This is a genomic window from Levilactobacillus namurensis (genome assembly GCF_032197885.1).
GTDB classification, from domain to species: Bacteria; Bacillota; Bacilli; order Lactobacillales; family Lactobacillaceae; genus Levilactobacillus; species Levilactobacillus namurensis_A.
This window is the reverse complement of the sequence record NZ_CP134159.1, coordinates 2,190,440-2,213,250: the sequence shown is the minus strand read 5'-3', so window position 1 is coordinate 2,213,250 and position 22,811 is coordinate 2,190,440. Positions and strand designations below refer to the sequence as shown.

At 54.4% G+C, this 22,811-nt stretch carries 21 protein-coding genes; 18 read left to right on the top strand and 3 right to left on the bottom strand.

What is annotated here, in order from left to right; genetic code table 11:
* Positions 1 to 66: 66 nt before the first annotated feature.
* From RIN67_RS10660 to RIN67_RS10605, 12 genes are all read left to right on the top strand, one after another.
* The gene (locus tag RIN67_RS10660) at positions 67 to 1,551 is read left to right on the top strand and encodes a 6-phospho-beta-glucosidase (protein WP_264999974.1); all 1,485 of its coding nucleotides are present in this window, start codon (positions 67 to 69) and stop codon (positions 1,549 to 1,551) included.
* Positions 1,532 to 2,455, top strand: coding sequence for an ROK family protein (locus RIN67_RS10655; RefSeq protein ID WP_264999973.1), 924 nt, complete (start codon positions 1,532 to 1,534; stop codon positions 2,453 to 2,455). Before RIN67_RS10660 ends, RIN67_RS10655 begins: the two co-directional genes overlap by 20 nt.
* A gap of 194 nt (positions 2,456 to 2,649) precedes the next feature.
* The gene (locus RIN67_RS10650; RefSeq protein WP_264999972.1) at positions 2,650 to 3,591 is read left to right on the top strand and encodes an alpha/beta hydrolase; all 942 of its coding nucleotides are present in this window, start codon (positions 2,650 to 2,652) and stop codon (positions 3,589 to 3,591) included.
* A 266-nt stretch (positions 3,592 to 3,857) separates the two neighbouring features.
* Positions 3,858 to 4,787, top strand: coding sequence for a metal ABC transporter solute-binding protein, Zn/Mn family (locus RIN67_RS10645; RefSeq protein ID WP_264999971.1), 930 nt, complete (start codon positions 3,858 to 3,860; stop codon positions 4,785 to 4,787).
* Complete coding sequence (locus tag RIN67_RS10640) at positions 4,784 to 5,476, top strand: metal ABC transporter ATP-binding protein (protein WP_264999970.1); 693 nt, start codon at positions 4,784 to 4,786, stop codon at positions 5,474 to 5,476. Before RIN67_RS10645 ends, RIN67_RS10640 begins: the two co-directional genes overlap by 4 nt.
* Entirely contained in the window at positions 5,469 to 6,269 is an 801-nt protein-coding gene (locus RIN67_RS10635; protein WP_264999969.1) for a metal ABC transporter permease, read from the top strand. Before RIN67_RS10640 ends, RIN67_RS10635 begins: the two co-directional genes overlap by 8 nt.
* A 278-nt stretch (positions 6,270 to 6,547) precedes the next feature.
* The gene (locus tag RIN67_RS10630) at positions 6,548 to 8,311 is read left to right on the top strand and encodes a thiamine pyrophosphate-binding protein (RefSeq protein WP_264999968.1); all 1,764 of its coding nucleotides are present in this window, start codon (positions 6,548 to 6,550) and stop codon (positions 8,309 to 8,311) included.
* Positions 8,312 to 8,799: 488 nt separating this feature from the next.
* Positions 8,800 to 9,639 (top strand): pur operon repressor, encoded by an 840-nt coding sequence (gene purR / locus RIN67_RS10625; RefSeq protein ID WP_024747935.1) that lies wholly within the window; start codon positions 8,800 to 8,802, stop codon positions 9,637 to 9,639.
* A gap of 12 nt (positions 9,640 to 9,651) precedes the next feature.
* Positions 9,652 to 11,028, top strand: a complete 1,377-nt coding sequence (gene glmU, locus RIN67_RS10620) for a bifunctional UDP-N-acetylglucosamine diphosphorylase/glucosamine-1-phosphate N-acetyltransferase GlmU (protein WP_056944203.1) — start codon at positions 9,652 to 9,654, stop codon at positions 11,026 to 11,028.
* Positions 11,029 to 11,116: 88 nt separating this feature from the next.
* On the top strand, positions 11,117 to 12,097 hold the full coding sequence (locus RIN67_RS10615) for a ribose-phosphate diphosphokinase (RefSeq protein ID WP_024747933.1): 981 nt from the start codon (positions 11,117 to 11,119) through the stop codon (positions 12,095 to 12,097).
* Positions 12,098 to 12,188: 91 nt separating this feature from the next.
* Positions 12,189 to 12,542 carry a DUF3899 domain-containing protein gene (locus RIN67_RS10610; RefSeq protein ID WP_264999967.1) on the top strand — a complete coding sequence of 118 codons (354 nt, stop codon included), beginning with the start codon at positions 12,189 to 12,191 and terminating at the stop codon, positions 12,540 to 12,542.
* A gap of 478 nt (positions 12,543 to 13,020) precedes the next feature.
* Positions 13,021 to 13,179, top strand: a complete 159-nt coding sequence (locus RIN67_RS10605; RefSeq protein ID WP_264999966.1) for a hypothetical protein — start codon at positions 13,021 to 13,023, stop codon at positions 13,177 to 13,179.
* A 68-nt stretch (positions 13,180 to 13,247) separates the two neighbouring features.
* On the opposite strand, the gene yidA is transcribed toward RIN67_RS10605, so the two are convergent.
* From yidA to RIN67_RS10590, 3 genes are read right to left on the bottom strand one after another with little or no spacing between them, the layout of a single operon-like run.
* Positions 13,248 to 14,057 carry a sugar-phosphatase gene (gene yidA / locus RIN67_RS10600; protein WP_264999965.1) on the bottom strand — a complete coding sequence of 270 codons (810 nt, stop codon included), beginning with the start codon at positions 14,055 to 14,057 and terminating at the stop codon, positions 13,248 to 13,250.
* A gap of 5 nt (positions 14,058 to 14,062) precedes the next feature.
* Positions 14,063 to 15,427, bottom strand: coding sequence for an HD domain-containing protein (locus RIN67_RS10595; protein ID WP_024747930.1), 1,365 nt, complete (start codon positions 15,425 to 15,427; stop codon positions 14,063 to 14,065).
* A gap of 13 nt (positions 15,428 to 15,440) precedes the next feature.
* Positions 15,441 to 16,274, bottom strand: a complete 834-nt coding sequence (locus RIN67_RS10590) for a lipoate--protein ligase family protein (RefSeq protein WP_264999964.1) — start codon at positions 16,272 to 16,274, stop codon at positions 15,441 to 15,443.
* A gap of 187 nt (positions 16,275 to 16,461) precedes the next feature.
* Here RIN67_RS10590 and RIN67_RS10585 point away from each other — a divergent pair, with 187 nt between their 5' ends.
* The 6 genes from RIN67_RS10585 to RIN67_RS10560 all read left to right on the top strand — a co-directional run bounded on the left by RIN67_RS10585 (position 16,462) and on the right by RIN67_RS10560 (position 22,427).
* Entirely contained in the window at positions 16,462 to 16,902 is a 441-nt protein-coding gene (locus RIN67_RS10585; RefSeq protein ID WP_264999963.1) for a YwiB family protein, read from the top strand.
* A gap of 44 nt (positions 16,903 to 16,946) precedes the next feature.
* Positions 16,947 to 17,600, top strand: coding sequence for a DNA-directed RNA polymerase subunit delta (rpoE, locus tag RIN67_RS10580; RefSeq protein ID WP_313872922.1), 654 nt, complete (start codon positions 16,947 to 16,949; stop codon positions 17,598 to 17,600).
* Positions 17,601 to 17,869: 269 nt separating this feature from the next.
* Positions 17,870 to 19,477: a CTP synthase gene (locus RIN67_RS10575; protein WP_056944197.1), complete on the top strand. Its 1,608-nt coding sequence runs from the start codon at positions 17,870 to 17,872 to the stop codon at positions 19,475 to 19,477.
* Positions 19,478 to 19,911: 434 nt separating this feature from the next.
* A complete protein-coding gene (locus tag RIN67_RS10570; RefSeq protein ID WP_056944196.1) occupies positions 19,912 to 21,201 on the top strand; it encodes a UDP-N-acetylglucosamine 1-carboxyvinyltransferase in 1,290 nt (429 codons plus the stop codon).
* Positions 21,202 to 21,301: 100 nt separating this feature from the next.
* Positions 21,302 to 21,553 (top strand): type B 50S ribosomal protein L31, encoded by a 252-nt coding sequence (locus RIN67_RS10565; RefSeq protein ID WP_024747924.1) that lies wholly within the window; start codon positions 21,302 to 21,304, stop codon positions 21,551 to 21,553.
* A gap of 169 nt (positions 21,554 to 21,722) precedes the next feature.
* Positions 21,723 to 22,427 (top strand): class A sortase, encoded by a 705-nt coding sequence (locus RIN67_RS10560; protein ID WP_264999960.1) that lies wholly within the window; start codon positions 21,723 to 21,725, stop codon positions 22,425 to 22,427.
* Positions 22,428 to 22,811: the final 384 nt, after the last annotated feature.

Sequence of the window (22,811 nt, the reverse complement as noted above, 5' to 3'; positions counted from 1 at the left end):
TGACGAAGCTGGTTGGCAACGCATCTTTTGAGTTTAAAAGCCGGATGAGCAGCAAGCAAGGAGGAAATGAGTTTGACGAAAACAGGATTACCAAAAGACTTTTTATGGGGTGGCGCGGTTGCCGCGCACCAGCTTGAAGGGGCCTACAATGTCGGCGGCAAGGGCTTAAGCGTGGCCGACGTGATGACCGCGGCTGGGACCCACGACGAACGGAAGATTACGGCCGGCGTTCAGGCGGGGGAGTTCTACCCTAACCATCAGGGAATCGACTTTTATCATCAGTACCCCCAAGACGTGAAGCTATTTGCTGAGATGGGCTTTAAATGCTTCCGGACCTCGATTGCCTGGTCCCGCATCTTCCCCCAGGGAGATGAATTGGAGCCGAACGAAGCGGGGTTAGCGTTCTACGACCGGTTATTCGATGAATGTCGGAAGTACCACATCGAACCCGTGGTCACGCTCTCCCACTTCGAGATGCCCTACCATCTGGTAACCCAGTACGGGGGCTTCCGGAGTCGCAAAGTGGTGACCTTCTTCACCCGCTTTGCCAAGGCCGTTTTCGAACGGTATCAGGATAAGGTCAAGTATTGGCTGACCTTTAACGAAATCAACAACCAGAGTAATTACGACCGGGCCTTTACCCTGTTTACCAATTCCGGGATTCAAGTGGCACCGGACGAAGATGCCGAAGAAGTTATGTATCAAGCCGGACACTACGAAGTGGTCGCCAGTTCGTTAGCCGTCCAGATTGGTCACCAGATCAACCCCGACTTCCAGATTGGGGCCATGATCGCCATGTCACCGGTCTACCCAGCTACGGATAAGCCTAAGGACGTCTTGAAGGCGCAGCGGGCTATGCAGGCGCGCTTCTGGTTCTCCGACGTTCAGGTCGAAGGGACCTACCCGACCTGGTTGACCCAGTACTTCGATGCCAAGGGTTACCAGTTGGACATCACCAAGGCCGACTTGGCGAACTTAAAGCGTGGCAAGGTGGACTACCTGGGCTTCAGCTATTACATGTCATTTGCGACGGCAGCCCGGGAACACGAAGATCCGCAGTTCTCCTATAACGAATCACGCGACCTGGTCACCAACACCTACGTCCCTCAATCGGATTGGGGATGGCAGGTTGATCCGGAAGGCTTACGCTACTCGTTGAACTGGTTGAACGACCGGTACCACCTGCCATTATTTATCGTGGAAAACGGGATCGGGGCCATTGATCAACTGACCGCGGACCACCAAGTCCACGATGATTACCGGATCAAGTACCTGCACGACCACATCGAACAGATGGAACTGGCCATTAAGGAAGACGGCGTTCCCGTGATGGGGTACACGCCGTGGAGTGCCATCGACATCGTTTCCGCCAGCACGGGGCAGTTGTCGAAACGCTACGGCTTCATCTACGTGGACCGCAACGACGACGGCTCGGGTAGCTTAGCACGGTACAAGAAGGATTCCTTCTACTGGTACCAGCGCGTGATTGCGACCAACGGTGAGGACCTTGATTCGGTAGGGGGTGGCGTCCATGCCGCAAGCAGCAACTGACCCCTTATTGGTCATCGACATTGGCGGCACCACCGTTAAATACGGCGTGTGGGCCGACCAGCGGGTACAACGGAAAGGGCGCTTTGACACGCCGGCGACCTGGGAAGGCCTATTGGCTAACCTGTTGAAGGTACAGCAACGTTACGACCTGAACTTCCGGGGCGTGGCCATCAGCCTGCCCGGTAGTGTTGATCCGGTCGCCGGGAAGATTTCCGGGACCAGCGCGGTCAACTACCTGAACGGCTTCCCCATTAAGGCCACCCTACAAGCGGCCATGGGACTGCCCGTCAGTATTCAAAATGACGCGAACTGCGCCGGCCTCGCGGAAAGTTGGCGGGGCAACGCCCAAGACGTGGACGATGCCATCTTCTTGATTATCGGCACGGGAATCGGCGGCGCGATGATCATGGATCACCGCTTGGTCACCGGGCAGCAGCACTTTACCGGTGAATTTGGCTACATGGTCATGAACGCTGAGGGCGGGACCCTGAGTGAATTGGCCAGTCCGGTACGGATGGCGGAACGCTACAGTCGCCGTCAGAATCTTTTGACGGCAGTCACGGCCCAGGACGTTTATGATGCGGCGGCCTCGGGTGATGCGGTAGCTCAACAGAGCATTACGGAGATGATGCACTGGCTCAGCATCGGCGCGTTCAATAATTACGTCAGCCTGAATCCCCAACGCCTCCTGATCGGTGGTGGCATCTCGGCGCGTCCCGGCTTTGTGGCGGGACTGCGGGCAGAGATTCAGGCACTGATGCGGGCGAACGGCGCGCCACTGACGGTCGACGTTCAGCCTTGCAAGTTCTTGAATGACGCCAACCTGATTGGTGCTGTCCGTCAGTTTTACTTGGAATATGGGGCAGTGACCGCCGCACCGGCAGTTAGCGTCCCGACGCCTTAACGGGTAACAGTGGTACGACGCTCAGAATCGCAGGTCCTTCAGTGAGGGGGCCTGCGATTTTAGTCGTTTAGGTGGCAGTTTTTAGCGGGTAACGGGGCACTTTTTACTTAGTTTGGGAGTGATAGGGTTGGCAACCCGACGCGTTTTCGGGTATGGTAAAGGAAAAGGTCACGTCAGAAAGGGATGCGGTAAATATGGCAAAAACTTGGCAAAAAGTTGCAGGAATCACCACGGCGTTGACGGCTACCAGTCTCGTGGGACTTCTCGCGGGGACGGCCGCGGTCTATCACGTGGGGATGAAGTCCTACGCGAAGGGACGGCAGAAGTCTCGACAATGGTCGATTGCGGAGAACTCGGCGGAAGATAACGCGTGGTATCTGATGCAACAACCGCGTGAGTGGCAAATCACCAGTCAAGACGGGCTGCGGTTACGGGCGTCGTTCTTAAATAACGACCAGCAAGTGCATAACCGGGTCGTAATCGTCGCCCATGGTCTGGGACACTCGCGTGAACAGATGGTGCCGTATGCCCGGATGTTCGCGGCCCTAGGCTATAGTGTTTTGATGCCGGACGCGCGGGCTCACGGGGAAAGTGAAGGCAACACCATCGGTTACGGTTGGTTGGACCGGCACGATTATCAGCAGTGGATTCAAAAGGTGATCGAATTGCGAGGGACCGACGTCCAAATCGTCCTGATGGGCATCTCGATGGGCGCCGCAACGGTCCTGGCGACCGCTGGCGAAGACCTCCCGGCCAACGTTAAAGCGGTAATCGCTGATTCGGGATACGCGTCGATCTACAGTGAAGCGCGGTTCCGGTTGCACCACAAGTACCACGTCCCAGCCCGGCCGACCATGAATCTGGCGAACCAATACTCCCGGTTAGATGCGGGCTATCGCCTGAAGGATGGCAACATTGCCGAACAGGTGCGCCACACCCAACTGCCAATTTTCTTCATTCAAGGTGCCCGAGACCAGACGGTGCCTATTGAGAACTTGGACATCCTCTACCAGGCAGCGGGCGGTCCCAAGCAAAAGTACCGGCACCCGGACGCTCAACACGTGATGACCAGGGCGGCTGACCCGGCCAAGTATGACCAGAAGGTCGCAGCCTTCTTAACGCCTTACGTTCATTAAGGATGGTGACGTAGCCGCCTCATCGGGCGTCCAGACACGGCTGATTCCTGTCTGGACGCCCGCTTGATTTATGGTAGCGGGGGGCGCAACTAGTCTAAGCCCCTTCGCCCAGGCTAAGGTTCGCGGAACGCTGGCGGGTATCCACAAACGTTATGATTGGGTTAAGACCAAGCAGAGATTTAGAAAAAAGATTGACAAGCTTTCAAAAATCGATAAACTGGTAAATGGTAATAATTATCATTTACAGAACTTTAAGACGAAAAGAGATGGATTTTGTGCGGCGCAGAAGATGGCTAACGGTGGTGCTCCTAATGGTGGGAACGCTGGCCTTATTCCTAACGGGATGTAAGGCGACCACCTCACAACGGACCACGACGAAGACCGACGGCATCCACGTGGTGGCCAGCCTAGACTTCTATGGTGAAGCGGCACGAAAAATCTTGGGTTCGGCGGGGACGGTCACCACGGTGATCAACAGTCCCAGCATTGATCCGGAGAGCTTCGAACCCGACATTGCGACCGCCAAGACGGTCGCCAAGGCCAACGTGGTGATTCAAAACGGCTTGGGTTACGACAGTTGGATGGAACGCCTAGTGGCGGCTAACGGGCATTCGCAGATTCATACGTTGACGTTGGGGACTTTGGTCGGACGGAAGATGGGGGATAACCCCCATCTCTGGAGTGATCCGCAACTGATGCGGACCATGACCCGCCAATTGGTCAAGCAGTTTAGCGCGTTAGACCCGGCCCACGCCCGCGATTTCCAACGGCGCGGTGCGGCGTACCAACGCCAGTTAGCCGTTTTGCCCCAGTTGGCACAGCGCATCAAGCAACACGCGAATGGCCAAGCGGTCGCGGTCAGCGAACCCGTGTTTAGCCTAGCGCTGAAGGCCATGGGGTACCACATCAGTGACCAGCACTTTGCGCAGGCCATCGAAGAGGACAGTGACCCCACGCCCGCCGACATCACCCGCCTGCAGTACCAATTGAAACATCACAAAATCGCCTTTTTTGTCGAGAACACCCAGAACTCCAGCAATAACGTGGCGACCATGGTGCGGCTAGCCCGGAAGTATCGGGTGCCGGTGGTCAAAGTTACCGAGACCATGCCGGTGCACACCACGTACCGTGAGTGGATGGCGGGCCAGTATCGACAAGTCTTACGGATTCAACAGGAAGCGAGGACGTCTGAATGACTACGACGCAAGCAATCTTAGAATTAAACCATCTGGGGATGACCTTTCCGGGCCACCCCGTTTTTAACGAGTTGAACCTGACCGTCCGCCCCGGAGAATTCTGGAGTATCGTGGGGGAGAACGGGGTGGGGAAGACCACCCTGATGCGGACGATTCTGCACCAACTCCGCCCCACGACGGGTAAGGTCGTGTACGACCCCAGTCTGCGCATTGGCTACGTACCGCAGTTCCGCAATATCGATGCGGATTATCCGCTCACGATTCGGGACTTTGTGGGGTTGAACCTGACGGGCTGGAAGCTTCCGTGGCTGAGTCGCGCGGAGCGGCAGCGGGTCGCCAAGATTTTGGCGGAAACGGGCTTGGAAAAGATCGCCACCCGGCCCATTGGTCAGGCCTCGGGGGGCGAGAAGCAAAAAGCGTACTTAGCCCAAGCATTGGTTGAAGCGCCCAGCCTGTTGATCCTCGACGAATCGACGGCGAGCCTGGATCCCGTGACCAAGACGGAGTTGCTGGACCTGGTTCAATGGTTGAACCAGCAACAGGGATTGACCGTTCTTTTTGTCACCCACGACATTCCGTTGGCTCGTAAGTACAGCCAACACTTCTTGATGCTGACACCGCAAGGAACTGAGCAGGGACCGATTGCGGCATTGACGGACGAAAAGGTTTGGAGGGGTGAACGTGTTTAGTTACGAATTCATGCGCAATGCGTTCGCGGCCGGAACCATTATTGCGATTATCTGTGGCATCATGGGCGTCTTCGTGATTGCCCGTAACATGTCTTTTCTGACCCACACGCTCTCCGAAATTGGCTTTTCCGGGGCGGCTTTTGGAATCTTTGCGGGCTGGACGCCGTTGAGCGGGATGCTCCTGTTCACGGTGGTCAGCTCGGTCATCGTGGGGCAACTCAGCGTCCGGGCCGAACGGCGAGAAGCGGCGACTAGCGCCATTTCGGCGTTGTTTATCGGGTTAGGGATCCTGTTCTTGTCGTTGGCCAATAAGAATGCCAGCTACGCGACCAACATCTTGTTTGGGAGTGTGATTGGCATCAGTGCCAGTGACGTGACCCAGATGCTGGTCCTGTCGCTCCTGGTCCTCCTGGTTGTCTTGGTGATTTACCGCTTCTTGAAGTTTGACTCCTTCGACCATACGGGGGCCCAGGTCAAAGGCCTGTGGACCAACGCGTTATCGATCACGTTCTTGGTCCTACTGGCGTTGAGTGTCAGTGTGGCGGCCCAGATTGTGGGGTCGTTACTGATCTTCATTCTCCTGACCTTACCTGCCGCGACGGCCAAGTACTTCGTCCACACGGTCGGGGGCATGATGGGCTTAGCCATCGTCTTGGCCTTAGTGGGCGTCTGGAGTGGACTGGCGTTGAGTTACGTGACCAACTATCCCGTCTCGTTCTTCATTGCGGCCATCGAAGCCGCATTCTACTTCATCGCGTTGATCTGGCAACATTTCCAGACCGCGGCGAAATAAAATTAAAATTCAAGTTGACGCGCCTTGCACAGATGTTGGTCTGTGGGGCGCGTTTTTTGTGACTGGTGGGAAAGTTGAGAAAGACATGCGAGGGAGACAATCTTTCTTAAACCGTAAACGACGGTAATGGAGGCCTTTTCAAGTTGTGAAGAAATGTACTTACGAAAAGTAAGAGAAAATACTGGTGCTTCCTAAAAATAAGGACTATAGTATGTCCTGTAAAATCAATTTGGCCCCTAATTGCGGGGGACTTAATCAGTAAAGGAGTGCGATTCACGATGACTAAGATGATTGCAGGACAAGCGTTAGTCAAAGTTTTAGAAGCCTGGGGCGTTGACCATATTTATGGGATTCCCGGCGGGTCGATCAACCATACCGTTGAAGGCCTCTATCTAGAAAAGGATCGAATCCAGTACATTCAGGTTCGCCACGAGGAAGTGGGGGCGTTGGCCGCCACGGCAGATGCCAAGTACACGGGGAAGATCGGGGTATCCTTCGGGTCAGCCGGTCCTGGTGCGACGCACTTATTCAACGGCCTCTATGATGCCAAGATGGATCACGTGCCCGTCTTAGCCTTAGTGGGACAAGTCCCCCAAGCGGCCATGAACACCAACTACTTCCAGGAAATGGACGAGACGCCGATGTTCAGTGACGTGGCCGTCTATAACCGGACCGCCACGACCGCGGAACAGTTGCCTTACGTGGTGAACCAAGCCATCCGTGAAGCTTACCGGCAAAAGGGACCCGCAGTGGTCATCATTCCGGAGAACCTGTCGTCAACGGAGATCGATTACGAACCCGTTAAGACCCCGAACCTGGTGTCCAATAGCTACAAGCAACAGATTGATCCCGTGGCGATCGAGAAGACCTTGGCGTTATTGAAGGCCGCTAAGCACCCGCTGGTCTACGCCGGTCGGGGCCTGCTGGGCGCGCGGGATGAACTGGTCAAGTTCAGCGAGCAGTTCAACTTGCCGGTCATGAACACGGTTCCCGCCACGGGCGTGATTCCCACCAACCACCCCAACGCCATCGGAACGTTTGGCCGGTTAGGGTCTAAGTCCGGGTTCGAAGCCCTCCAGCACACCGACCTGATTCTCTTCTTAGGGTCCGAATTTCCGTTTGCCCAGTTCTGGCCAAAGGGCATCAAGATCATCCAAGTGAACGATAACGCTTTTGACATTGGAAAGATGGTCCCCGTGGACTACGCCGTCCTAGGGGATGCCAAGCAGTACCTGCAGGCCATGATTGCGACCGGAGAAACCTTGCCAGCCACCGATTGGCTGCGGGCGAACCGGCAGAACAAGCAGAACTGGGACGCTTGGTTAGCGCAACTGGCTCAAGACGATAGCCAGGGCTTGGCACCGGAGACCGTGATGCGGAAGGTGGCTGCCTTAGTCGGCCCTGACGATATCTACGGGGTCGATACCGGGAACGTATCCGAGTGGGCCGTTCGTGGGCTCCCCATGGATCAGAACCAGCGCTTCGCGTTATCCGGATTGTTTGCGACCATGGGTTACGGCCTGCCAGCCGGGTTAGCCGGGGCGTTGAACGCCGCTAAGGGCGCCCAAGCTTGGTCCTTCTCCGGTGACGGTGGCTTCGCGATGGTAGCGCCCGACCTGATCACGGAAGTCCGGTACCAGTTGCCAGTGATTAACGTGGTCTTCACCAATAACCGGTTCGGCTTCATCTACAACGAACAGGTCACCACGGGGCAGCACCTCTACGGGGTCGACCTGACGGAGGCCGACTGGGCCAAGGTCGCCGAAGGGTTAGGCGGAATTGGCTTCACGGTCAAGAACAAGGTCGACGTGGAGAACGTCTTCAACCACATCCAAGACCTACAGGCGCAGGGCAACACCAAGCCAATCGTGGTCAACGCCGTGATCAAGGACGATGACCCCATTGGGACGGCCTACATGCCGTTGGACCCTAAGCTGTACGGTCAAGCGGCGGTCGATGAATATGCTAAGCAAAACCACATTGATCCTAAGCAACAGCCTTCCTTAGGGGAACTCTTGCGGGCCAAGGGCGACACCCTGTAATTTGCGAATGCTGTGACGAAACCAATAGTTGATAAAGGTCGTTTGGAAGCGTGAGCTTCCGAACGACCTTTTTGTGGTCCTGGTTAGGGCCGCCGAGTATGCTGAAATTTGGGAAAGGACACGGGGGATGATTCCAGTAGGACGTGAACAAAGTATTCTGGTTCCGCTCCAGGTATAATGGCATTGGTGCCGGTTTCACCAGCCCACAGTCAGTTGAAAAGTTAACGTTCGTGATAATTTGACGTTTATAATTAATTTTGTAAAAGGGGCGGAGTGGTGGCTGACAGCGTTTGATATTTAGGGGGGATTTTGCGGAATAATTCGCGAACTGACGGGAACCTGAGGCGTTCAGTCAGGGGAGCGGTTCCAAATGCATCATTTTTCCCCACGAATTTTGAATTCTAACGGAAATGCCACGAAAAACCCGAACATTTATGATAAAATGAAGCATACAATTAACGCTAAAGAAAACAATTGAGGTGAACAGGTTGAAAGTCAGAAGAAGTGACCGGCTGGTCGATATGACCCGCTATTTAATGGAACGTCCGCATCAACTGGTGTCGCTGACGTTCTTCGCGGCCCGCTATGAGTCTGCCAAGTCGTCCATCAGTGAAGACCTGACGATTCTGAAGCGCACTTTCCAGGCCCGGGGAACCGGACTATTGGAGACGGTCCCCGGTGCAGCCGGTGGCGCGCGGTTTATTCCCTACATTTTACGGGAAGAAGCCCAGCAGTTCGTGGATGAAATGATCGATGATTTGTCCGCAGCTGACCGGTACCTGCCAGGGGGCTACGTGTACATGTCCGATATCTTGGGCCGGCCCGCAGCGTTACGGCAGATTGGTCGGATCTTGGCGACCCAGTACCTGAACCAGACGGTCGACGTGGTGGTCACGATTGCGGCTAAGGGAATTCCGTTGGCGCAAAGCGTGGCCAACTACCTGAACGTGCCGTTCGTGATTGCCCGGCACGATTCCCAGATTACCGAAGGCTCGACCGTGAGTGTCAACTACGTGTCCGGGTCGACCAAGCGAATCGAACGGATGGCGTTGTCGAAGCGCAGCGTCAAGCCGGGTTCGCGGGTCCTGATTGTCGACGACTACATGAAGGGCGGCGGCACCGTTGGGGGGCTGCGCTCATTAGTCGATGAATTTGATTCGCAACTGGCCGGGGTCGCCGTCTTTGCGGAAGGCGACTTCGATGGTCAGCGGACCATCAGTAAGTACACTTCCCTGTTGAAGGTGCAGACGGCTGATGAACAGATTCGGGTGACGCCAGGGAATTACCTGACGCAGATTTTTGGTGACGAAAACAATCAATTAAACTAGGGGATATGTCCGATGAGTACGAGAAATACCATCATTCTGGCTGCCGGTAAGGGAACCCGGATGAAGTCAAAACTGTATAAAGTATTGCACCGCGTCTGTGGGAAAGCGATGGTCGACCACGTGTTGACCCAGGTCGAAAAGACCCACATGGACAAGGTGGTCACGGTCGTAGGTTACGGTGCCGATGAGGTCAAGGCGACCTTGGGCGACCGGACCCAGTACGTGTTACAAGCGAAGCAACTGGGAACTGGCCACGCGGTCTTACAGACGGAACCGGTCTTAAAGGATGAAGCCGGGACCACGCTGATCGTGAGCGGGGATACCCCATTGTTCCGGGCGGAAACCTTCGAAGACCTTTTCGCGTACCACGAAGCGAAGCACGCGGCTGCCACGATTCTGACTTCGATGGCGCCCGACCCGACCGGCTACGGCCGCATCGTTCGGAACAACATTGGCATCGTTGAAAAGATCGTGGAACAAAAGGATGCCAGTTCCGAAGAACAGGAAATCCACGAAATCAACACGGGAGTCTACGTCTTTGACAACCAGAAGTTGTTCAAGGCCCTCCACGAGATCTCCAACGACAACGCTCAGGGGGAATACTACCTGACCGATGTGATTGAAATCTTGAAGCAGCAGGGGGACATCGTGGGTGCGTACCGGATGAAGGACTTTGACGAGTCCATGGGCGTTAACGACCGGGTGGCCTTGTCCGTGGCGACCAAGGTCATGCGGCACCGGATCAACGTACAGCACATGCGTGACGGGGTGACCTTGATTGACCCCGACACCACCTACATCGACGCCGATGTTCAGATTGGGGCCGACACCATCATCGAACCTAACGTTCAGCTGAAGGGCCACACGGTCATCGGTGAAGACTGCTACATCGGGTCGCACTCCGAGATTCGCAACTCGACGCTAGCGGACCACGTGACGGTCACGTCGTCGCTGTTGGAAGATTCTGACATGGCGAGCGGCAGTAATATTGGACCAAACAGTCATTTGCGTCCAGAATCCCACATCGGGCCAAAGGTTCACCTGGGTAACTTTGTGGAAGTTAAGAAGGCCACGATTGGTGAGGGCACCAAAGTGGGCCACTTGACTTACGTGGGCAATGCCAAGCTGGGCAAGCACATTAACGTGGGCTGCGGCGTGGTCTTTGTCAACTACGACGGGAAGAACAAGCACGAGACGGTGGTCGGCGATGACGCCTTCATCGGCTCGAACTCGAACTTAGTGGCGCCGTTGGACGTCGCAGACCACAGCTTCATTGCGGCGGGCTCCACGATTACCGATGCCGTTAAGCAGTACGACATGGCGATTGCGCGGCAACGGCAGACCAACAAGCCGAACTATTATCAAAAGCTCCCGTACCGCGGGGAATAATCCGGCAAGAGAAACGCTTGTGTTTCCTAACGGGATAACATAAAATTATGGTAGTGATTCTGGCAGCTACTTGCTATTGGAGGAAATTATGGCTACGCAATATTTTGACCCTAAATTAAAGATTTTTGCGTTAAACTCAAACAAACCATTGGCGCAAAAGATTGCTGATGAAGTTGGTGTAGAGTTAGGGAAAACGTCGGTGGACCGGTTCAGTGACGGCGAAATCCGGATTAACATTGAACAAAGTGTCCGCGGAAGTCACGTTTACGTGATTCAATCCACCTCAGCTCCCGTCAACGATAATTTGATGGAACTGTTGATTATGATTGATGCCTTACGGCGGGCGAGTGCTGCCACGATCAACGTGGTCATTCCGTACTACGGGTATGCGCGTCAAGACCGGAAGGCCCGTTCACGGGAACCAATTACGGCTAAATTAGTGGCCAATATGCTCCAAACGGCCGGTGTCACGCGCGTCTTAGCGTTAGACTTGCATGCGGCCCAGATTCAAGGCTTCTTCGACGTGCCGGTGGACCACTTGATGGGGGCCCCACTGTTAGCCGACTACTTCTTACGGAGTGGCTTGGCCGAAGACGCCGTGGTGGTTTCACCCGACCATGGTGGGGTGACCCGGGCACGGGCCTTAGCTGAATTCTTGAAGGCCCCAATCGCGATTATCGACAAGCGGCGGCCACGGGCCAACGTTGCCGAAATCATGAACATCATCGGGGACATCAAGGGCAAGCGGTGCATCATGATTGATGACATGATCGACACGGCGGGGACGATTACCTTAGGCTCGCAGGCGTTGATGGACGCTGGGGCTAAGGAAGTCTACGCTAGTTGTACCCATCCGGTCTTGTCTGGTCCCGCTATCGAACGGATCAAGAACTCGCCAATTAAGAAGTTAGTGGTGACGGACTCGATTCAGTTAACGGCGGACAAGCAAATCGATAAGATCGAACAAATTTCAGTCGGTCCCCTGATTGGCCAAGCCATCAAGCGGATCAACGAAAACCGGCCAGTTAGCCCGTTGTTCAACACCCGGTTCCGCGGGAGCGAACAATAAAACACGACAAAGTTAAGACCTGGGGGCGGTTGCGTCACCTAGGTCTTTTTGTTTAACCAGAACTTAGACGAGATTAAAGGAGTGAGCGAGTTTGCAGAAGAATTGGCAACGCTGGGGAACGGGCGTCATCGCCCTAGGCATCTTAGTCGCCCTGGTCATGCGGGTGTTAGGACGGCCCCTGATGGAGAGCGGCAATCTGTTATTCATGGTGGGGTTGGTCCTCTTAGTGGTGGGGGCCATCTTGATCTTGGTCCGCGGGCACCTCTTTACGGGGTGGCGTCATCGCCGGCGTAAGGGGATGGACGCTTTGCCCGGAGAAAAGGTGGACGTGCACGACGTCGCCACGGTCAAGAACTCCCCGATTCGGATAACGGCGGGAGCCCGCTTCAGCCTATTATCCGGCACGGGCCTCATCGTCGTCGGCATCATCCTCACATTGATTTAGGCTCCACGAACACTGATGGAGGCCATCCGCCTTACCGGGTGGCCAGACAGGGCTGGAACGCCGTGGGCACCACTTCGAGCCAAAGGGCGGTCTCGAAGCTGGGCCTTTTCCTAGGCGAGCTAAGGAACGCTCACCAAGGAAAATTTCACGGCTGAGCCCTGTCTGGCCGCCCTCACGGCTCACGGTTGTGGTTGGTTTAACCATCGTCATTGTCCCGTCACCGTGTAAGACCCCGGTGGCCGCTAGGGCTCAGCCGGTGAAATTGGCGTTAGCCGAGTGGGTTTTCTCGGCTTAGGCCAAGGCCGAGTTTCAAGACTCACGGGTTAGGTGAGGCTTGAAATCGTGCCCACGGGCGTCACGGCCCTAGCGGCTACCGGGGTCGGATTCATCCGCCAATCGTTAACAGTGAATGTTTGCGTTATGGGTAGCGACGGGTTTATGCTGGGCGTATTAGACTTAGAGAAATGGACTGATCATTATGACTCAACCCAAGAAACAGTTGACCCCAGAGCAGCTTAAACGGGTCGCTAAAATTTCAGAATGGATGAAGACGCTCAATCACCAGCAAGTGGCGGATGTGATGCGGGCGACGGATAAGCCCGTTACCCACAAGGCACCGCATCAGCCCAAAGCGTGATCCAGAAAAAATGAGCACCGGAAGACCGACAGGGTCTTCCGGTGCTCATTTGTTGTCTTGTTGAGAGGTTACTTTAAAGCGTACTTGCGAATGGCGGCGGCCACGCCATCTTCGGCGTTGGTCAACGTCACGGCGTTAGCCGCTTGCTTGACCTCGTCGATGGCGTTGCCCATGGCGACGCCCATCCCCGCGTATTCAATCATGGTCAGGTCGTTTCCTTGGTCACCCAACGTCATGATCTCGTCCGCAGATAGGCCTAACTTGGCGGCTAAGCCCCGTAAGGCGTTTCCCTTGCTAGCTTCCTTGTTCATGACTTCGATGAACACAGGCGTGCTCTGGACCACGTAGTACTTGTCCTTGAAGCTCTGGGGAATCAGCGGCTTGATCCGGTCGATCTCTTGGGCGTGGTCGACGAACATGGCCTTGGAGATGGTCAGGTCCCGAGGCATCTCGTTGACTTCCCGGTACCGGATCAGCATGGTGACTAGGTTGCTTTCGTAGATGGTGTAGGCACTGATGTTCTTGTTGGCAGTGTAGATGTAGTCGGGCGTTTCGACTTGGAAGTGCACGCCCAGCTTACGGGAGAGGGCCTCCAGGTCGATGTAGTCGTCGTAGCTCAGGGAGTGGTTGATCAGGATCTTACCGGAGACGGTCTGGGCGACGGAGCCGTTGTAAGTGATGGCGTACTGGTCGTCTCCGCTGATGCCTAGTTTCTTGATGTAGGGCGCAACACCGGAGAGGGGCCGGCCACTGCAGAGGACGACCTTGATACCTTGGGCTTCGGCGGCCTGAACGGCGTCGATCGTGGCCGGAGCCAGTTCGTTCTTTTCGTTTAACAGGGTGCCATCGATGTCGATAGCGATTAATTTAATGGACATAGCGTTTAGTGCTCCTTTGGTTGGATAAGTTGGTTATTTTGAATGTAGCGTCCGAAGTCGTTATAGATGGGCTGGAAGAGTTCGGGGGCGTTGTCGCCCGGGTTCAGCATTTCCTTGGGGAAGAAGAACCGTTGGTCGCCGGTGAACTTACCACGCAAAGCGTTGACTAAGTCGGAGACCGTCGAGAGTTCTGCGAGGGAACCGTCGGGCTGCTGGAGTTCAATCTGGGTCAGAGGATGTTCCATCTTGGGATCGTACGAGTCGTCGTAGGGCAAGTCGTAGCTGGTATCCGTGGCGGTGTAGTAGTCGGTGTTGAAGCCGACCGACCGGATCATCTCCCGGAGCGGGGCCAACAGGGACTGGGTCTCTTCGGAGTAGACCGCACTCTTTAACGGCTTACGGTCGAGGAACCGGTGCGCCAGGTCGGCTAGAATCTCGTCGGGGGATTGCCGCCAGTGGGTGAAGTAGGTGGTCAGGACCCCGTCGTCGAGGTTCAAGTAATCCTGCAAGTTGAACTCGTGGTTGAAGAAGGGCAGTAACAGGTGGGGGGTGAAGCTCTCGTTACTCTGCCCCGTCTGGTAGAGTTGGTTGGCCCGAGCAAGCAGGTGGTCTAAGATGACTTCCATGGCCCGGGAGACCGGGTGGAAGTAGACCTGCTGGTACATCTGGAAGCGACTCATGATGTAGTCTTCGACCGCGTGCATCCCGTTCATGGCAAAGGCGATACCGCCTTGGTAGGGACGCATGACCCGCAGAATTCGGGTCAGGTCGTAAGCTCCGTACTGGGTGCCGGTGAAGTAGGCGTCGCGTAACAGGTAATCCATCCGGTCGGCGTCGATCTGACTGGAAATCATCTGGACCACCTGGGGATTCGGGTAGGTTTTCTGGATCACACTAGCGACTTCGGCGGGGAAGGTCGGGCTGACCTTCCGCAACACCTGGTTGACCTCCGTTTCCGGTGACGTCAGGATGGCCACGGTGATGGCCTCATGATTGGTATGGAAGATGTGCTCGAAGGTGTGCGAGTAGGGGCCGTGACCGATATCGTGCAGGAGGGCGGCACACAGCGCGGTCAACCGTTCGCGGTCGTCCCAACCGCCATCCCCCGGCGTCTGAGTCGGGTAGTTTCGCTGGAAGTTATCACAGATACGCCGGGTAATCTCGTAGACGCCCAGGCAGTGGGCAAAGCGGGTGTGTTCGGCGCCATGGAAGACCAACGAGGCGGTTCCCAGTTGCTTGATTCGCCGCAGCCGCTGGAATTCACGGGTGTTGATCAGGTCTAAGATGACCTGGTGTTGGACGTAGATGTAGTTGTGAACGGGGTCGCGTAAGACCTTTTCGCGCGGTAAGTGCGCAGTAGCATATGACAAAAGCAATACCTCCTTATTCGATGGCCAGACGGGGTTGGCGCCGGCGCATTTGGGCGGTGGCGTGGTCCAGTCGTTCGGTGAAATCGGGTTGCGTCAGTCGGGCAGCCAGTTCTTGGTGAGTAACGGTCAAGCCAGCGTCCTGGCATGCGTTCAAGAAGCGTTGCCGGGCATCGGCTAGGCTTAGGTCCTGCCCCAAAAGTTGCGACGTGGTGGTCATGGTAGCCGGGTCAACGTCGGGGAAGCCCCATTGGTTGGGCTGCTGGGCGAGACCGGCCTGGTAGAAGTCGCGAATCAGGCTTCCTCGAGCTGCCTGGTCGCCGTTGACCCCCAGGTACAGCATGGTTACCAGGGCGTGGGGGCTCCGGCGTTGGGAGATGCCAGCAATCTTTTGACCGTTGACACTCAAGTCGTAATCTCCCGGACAGTACGAATGGGTGACCTCAAAGTGGGCGATGGTCAATTCAGGCCAGGCCGCCCGGACCAACGCCATCATCTGTTCGTAGGCGTTGTCGACGCTAATGGGTGGCGTGGTCAGCGGACTGAAGAGCGACACGTTGAGAATTCCGGGGTCGGCAACCACTGCGAGGCCGCCCGAATTGCGCAGGACCCAGTCATAGCCGTGGCCCTGAACTTGCCGCACGGCGGCGGCTAAGTCGGGGAGTCGCTTGTCTTTCAGCCCCAAGATCACGGTCGGTTGCATATCCCAAAAATGAAGAATGGGGTGGGTTTGTTTGGCCATTAAGTCGAGTAACGCGTTGGTGTACCCAAAGGCCAGATTTTTTTGGTCAGCGGGGATGGACGTGGTGAGCGTCTGAATGGTGGTCGTGGGTAAAGCAAAGGGTAACATGACACCAGCCTTCTTTCAGAAGTTTTCCTATTTATTCATTATACTAGAAAACGTTTGCGTCGTCAGGTCACGACCCGTGAATCCCAAGAGAATCCGGTGGGTTTTTGTCCCCAAATGAACTATAATTAAACTTGATATACGCACAAGTAACTGTGCGTGACTTGACCTGAAGGAAGGAAGGACCGAGATGAATCAACTCTCAGCGGGTGTTCCCGTAGCCATTCACTTGGAGACCCACATTAAACAAGACGACGATGTTTCGGATTACCGTCTGGACGTGGACGGCCAACTGGTTCAGATGGGGGATAACCTCTACCTGCGCTACCTGGAGCCCAATCAGGAGCCCCATGAGCAGACACCAGTGACCATGAAGTTCACCCCGGATGGCGCGGTCCACTTGACGCGCAACGCCGAGGCGGAACTGCGGTTACACTTTATCAGTGGTAAGCGGGTGACCGCCCGTTACCAGACGCCGTACGGGATCATGCCCATCGAGACGGTCACCCCGTTTTTGGAGACCAGCTTTCAGGAGCGGCCGTTCAGCGGGAACGTCAAGATTGACTATTTGCTGTATGCCGGGGAAGAATTGGTCGGAAACTACAAGATTCGATTGCAATTTACGGCATAAGCGCGTATTATATTTCGTAGACTGTGGAAAGGACGTGCACCAGTTTGGAATTAAAAGTCTTTGAGGGCCAGAATAAAAAGGAATTATCAATGATTGAGGTTGCCCACGCCATCTTGTCTCAACATGGCGACGTGATGGCCTTTGCCGACCTGGCAAACGCCGTTCAGACGTACCTGGGTGACAGCGATAAAGAAATTCGTGAACGGCTGTCCCAATTTTATACGGATTTAAACGTTGACGGTAGTTTCATTTCTCTGGGTGATAACCTTTGGGGACTGCGAACTTGGTATCCGTTTGAATCCATCGATGAAGCGACGGTCCACGCGGAAGAGGACGAGGACCAACCTAAGCGTAAGAAGCGTAAGAAGGTCAACGCCTTCTTGGCAGACACTACGGATGACGACGACGTGATCGATTACGATGACGACGATTCGGAAGATGACTCCAACACCAGTTACGCCAACGATGACGATGATGACGACGCCACGGGTAATGGCACGCCAGATCTGGGTAAGTTGCAAAACGGGTTGGGCATCAACGATGACGACGAGGAAGACGACACCGAGGATATTCCCGAAGGTATCGAAGACCAGTTGTCACAGATGGACGCGCCAGACGATGACGCCGACGACCTGGACTTCTCCGCCGATGATGACGAAGAAGACGACGATGACGAAAACGACGACGATCAAAAATAATCGCGCCGAATGCTTGACCTGTTCGTCAAAAACAGTTACTATATTTTTTGGGCTCCCTACGATTTATCGTAAGGACAACTGAACGGTGAAGTTAGCTCCCTATTCCAACGAATAGGGAGCTTTTTATTTGTTTCCACCCCTAGCCATCGGGGATTGGACCACGGACCGCGAGCTGGTGTTTTCAGCTGGGGCGGGGCCAGAGACCTGAGAGCGGCGGGGAAAACAACCACGACCGAACGACCCTAAATAATCTTACAAGGAGTTTGCACATGACCAAATATATTTTTGTGACTGGCGGCGTCGTATCATCATTAGGTAAAGGGATTGTGGCAGCATCTCTGGGCCGGCTGTTAAAGAACCGGGGCCTAAACGTAACCATTCAGAAATTCGATCCGTACATTAACGTGGATCCGGGCACGATGAGTCCTTACCAACACGGGGAAGTCTTCGTGACCGACGATGGGACCGAAACGGATTTGGACTTAGGTCATTACGAGCGGTTTATTGACAACAACTTAAACAAGTACTCGAACGTCACGACTGGTAAGATTTATTCGGAAGTTTTGGAAAAGGAACGCCGGGGCGACTATTTGGGCGCCACGGTACAAGTGATTCCGCACATTACCGGCATGATCAAGGAGAAGATCATGCGGGCCGGCAAGACGCTGGGCGCGGACTTCGTGATTACTGAAATCGGTGGGACCGTTGGGGATATTGAATCCCAACCGTTCCTGGAAGCGATTCGGCAGATGAAGAGCGAAGTGGGCGACGAGAACGTCTTCTACATTCACACCACACTGGTGCCATACTTACACGCGGCGCACGAAATGAAGACTAAGCCAACGCAACATTCTGTCCGTGAATTGCGGAGCATCGGGATTCAACCCAACGCCCTGGTAGTCCGGACGGAAAAGCCCATCACGGATGCGATGCGGCAAAAGATTGCGTTGTTCTGTGACGTGAAGCCTGCGGCCGTTGTGGAATCCATGGACGTGCCGTCCATCTACTCGATCCCGTTGAAGTTGCAGGAACAAGGACTAGACAACTTGATTCTGGAACACTTTGGCGTGACTGCACCTAAGGCCGACATGACGGGTTGGGCCAAGATGGTCGACCACATGTTGAACCTGAAGCGGACCATCAAGATTGCGCTGGTCGGTAAGTATGTCGCACTGCACGATGCGTACATCTCCGTGGCCGAAGCCTTACAACACGCGGGCTTACCGGTCGATGCCAAGATTGACCTGCACATGATCGATGCCGAGAAGATTGTGGATGACAACGTGGCTGAAATCCTGAAAGGCATGGACGGGATCATCGTCCCTGGTGGGTTCGGCGATCGGGGGATCGAAGGCATGATCACCGCCATCAAGTACGCCCGCGAACAGGACGTGCCGTTCTTGGGGATCTGCTTGGGGATGCAAGTGGCCAGCATCGAATTCGCTCGGGATATTCTGGGTTACCAGGACGCGAACTCGACGGAAATGGATCCGGACACTACGCACAAGATCATTGACCTGATGGCTGACCAAGCCGACGTTCATGAGATGGGCGGGACCCAACGGTTGGGTCTCTACCCTTGCAAGTTGAAGAAGGGTAGTGTCGCTGCTAAGGCTTACGATAACCAAGACATTATCCAAGAGCGGCACCGTCACCGTTACGAATTCAACAACCAATACCGGGCCGAAATGGCGGCCAAGGGATTGGTCTTCTCCGGGACGTCACCTGATGACCACCTGGTTGAAGTGATTGAATTGCCGAAGAAGAAGTTCTTCGTGGCGGCCCAATACCACCCAGAATTCTTGTCACGGCCAGACCGTCCAGAAGGACTGTTCCGGGACTTCATTGCGGCGGCAAGCCAAGAAGCCCAAGCTTAACGCGAATTTTATTAAAATTAAATGAGAAATTGACCGGGACGGTGGGTGCAAGTCATAACTTGCATTAGCTGGGGAACGCTATGTTCTGCGGTAGGCCGGACCGAGCGAATCGTTCGGGAAAGTCGGGCGGCGCATCGTATGGTTGGAAAGCCAAGTCAACAGAAAAACACCGAGCGGACGCGGTTTAACCGTGATTTTACTTGCGGACCAAGCCCGCAGGCGTGGCGAGATTTGGCAACCGTCTTTTGACCAATCTGGTACCAGAAACGCGGAATCATCCTAGAAATAGGAAGGTTCCGCGTTTCTTCGTCTATATTACAATTTTAGTGAAAACCCTAGAAATGGTTGTCTTTTTGTTCGGGATTATTTATCATTATAGCTGACTGTACTGGAGTCATCTATGAGAGATAAGTTTAAGTGAGGATCGCATCACGATGAAAAAAATGATAATCGATGGCGGCCAACGACTCACCGGTGAGGTGACGATTGGCGGCGCCAAAAATAGCACAGTTGCGCTCATTCCGGCCGCGATTTTAGCGGATACGCCGGTTCGTTTTGATATGGTCCCGGATATTCTGGATGTCCACAATCTGATGCTGATTTTAAAATCAATGAACGTCCATTCGGCGTTCGAAGACGGGGTTCTGACCATTGACCCTACTGAAATCGTAGAGGCCCCACTACCGAGTAAAGCAATCAAAAGTTTACGAGCATCGTACTACTTTATGGGGTCGTTATTGGGACGGTTCCAACGCGCCACACTGAGTTTTCCTGGTGGCGATAACATTGGTCCACGGCCTATCGACCAGCATATCAAGGCTTTCAAGGCCCTCGGCGCTACGGTGACAGAACACGATAACACGGTGCACATTACCACAGGACCCGCTGGCTTGCACGGCGCCCGCATCTTCTTGGACGTGGTCTCAGTCGGGGCAACGATCAACTCGATCCTGGCGGCAGTCAAAGCGACCGGAACCACGGTGATTGAAAACGCCGCGAAAGAACCAGAAATTATTGATATTGCGACGTTCTTAAACAACATGGGCGCGCATGTGCGGGGCGCCGGAACAGACGTGATCCGGATCGAAGGGGTCACCACGTTACGGGCGATGAATACGCACACGATTATCCCGGACCGGATTGAAGCCGGGACGTACTTATCCATGGCTGCTGCAATCGGAGACGGTGTGGTGGTCAAGAACGTGATTCCAGAACACTTGGAATCTTTCACGGCGAAGATGATTGAAATGGGCGTCCAACTGGAGATCGATGAGGACAGCATTTACGTTCCTCGTTCAGAACACTTGAAGCCGATTCAGGTTAAGACCATGCCGTTCCCAGGGTTTGCCACGGATCTCCAACAACCGTTGACGCCGCTACTGTTGCGGGCGAACGGGAGCAGTGTGGTGATTGACACCATCTACCCTAAGCGAATCAAGCACATTGCGGAGTTACGGAAGATGGGCGCCCAGATTCGTTCTGAAAATGGCACCATCATCGTCGACCCCACGGACCACTTAGAGGGGAGTGAAGTTCAAGCCGGTGAGATTCGGGCGGGAGCTTCGCTGGTGATTGCGGGGCTGATGGCCTCGGGCACCACCGTGATCAACGACGCCGACAATATTTTACGGGGTTATGACCGCATCGTCGATAAGTTAACCGCGTTAAATGCGCGGGTGAGCATCGTCAATACTCACAGCTTAGTCGAAGACGGCCAAGATTAACATTGCCGACTGTCAAGTTTCATGCTATAATGTGACGGTTGACGATTAAATCAATCTCTGAAGCAGTCAATGTTTCAGGGCAAAAGGAGCGTATTACATTATGAAACAAGGCATTCACCCAGATTACCGTGAAGTGGTCTTCCAAGACTCTTCTACCGGCTACAAGTTCTTGTCCGGTTCTACGGCAACTTCAGACGAAACCATCGAATGGGAAGATGGCAACACTTACCCATTGATTCGTGTTGAAATCACGTCTGACTCTCACCCATTCTACACGGGTAAGCAAAAGTTTACCCAAGCCGATGGTGCGGTCGACAAATTCAACAAGAAGTACGGTTTGTCCAACAACTAAAGCAAAACTTGAAGAGTCACCGCTTGGCGGTGGCTTTTTTTGTGCCCTCCGTAAACGCAATTTAGGGCCCAACGGAGCGTGGGGTCGTGCGGTCACGGAAGGGTCGGAGTGGACGCCGGTGGCTTGGGTGGGGTAGAATCAAGAAGGACTTGGGGAAGGAGCGAAGCACATGGCAAAAAAGCAAAGTGTTAAGAAGACCAAGCGGCGCTGGTGGGGGACGCTTGGGTTTATCGTGTTGATCTTGATCTCACTGGGCCTGATTTTTAACGAGCAGATCAAAGAGTGGCTGGTCGCGACTTATCAACCCGAAGTCACGCGACAGTCCGTTAAGAAAAATCAGCGCAAGAAAGCATCGTACGACTTTAAAAAGGTCAAGTCGCTGGATTTCCAGACGGTTGCGAAAGCGCGCTTAAACTCTAAGGAGATTCACGTGGTCGGTCAAATCTATATTCCGCAATCGAAGATTCATTTGCCGATTGCCAAGGGGGTCAGCAACCCCGTCTTGGCGTTGACCGCGGGAACCATGCGGCCAGACCAGAAGATGGGGGAGAACAACTATCCGTTGGCGGGGCACCACATGGTCTCGCACTCGATCCTGTTCAGTCCTCTATATTACAAGACTAAGGTGGGACAGAAGATCTATCTGACTAACGCCAGCAAGGTCTACGAATACCAGGTCACCGTGCGGAAGTTCATCGCCGCAACCGATGTCCAGGTGGTGGCCCCGACTAAGCAAAAGCTGGTTACGCTGATTACCTGTGATGCGACGGGGGCCAACCGGTTAATGATTCGGGGCAAGTACGTCCAACAGATGGCTTACCGACAGGCGCCCGAATCCGTGCGAAAAGGGTTTGCCGGTGGTTTTAATAACTAAATGTGGTACAGGATAGCCGCTGGTTCAAGGGAAGGTCCCTTGAACCAGCGGCTTTTTGGGTCCCCTCTTCGTTGGCACGTGATAATGAATTTAATCATTGTAAGTTTCATACTATAATTATAAAAGACTATATGCTGGTTAGAGACTAAGCCTTAAAGGACAGTTGCTAATTAACTAAAGGGGGCAATGGGTCTCTAAGTCAATTATCAAAGGAAATCCATCGTTTTTTGAAAGCAACAGTTAGATGGCTAAACTACTGATACGATAGGGTTTTCAAATCTTGCTCAGAAATATTTTATCTCACACATTGCTAATTGTGGACAAAAACCAATGGGGCGTGCTAAGATGCTCATGAATCATCGATGAGTTCAAAAGGTAACACCC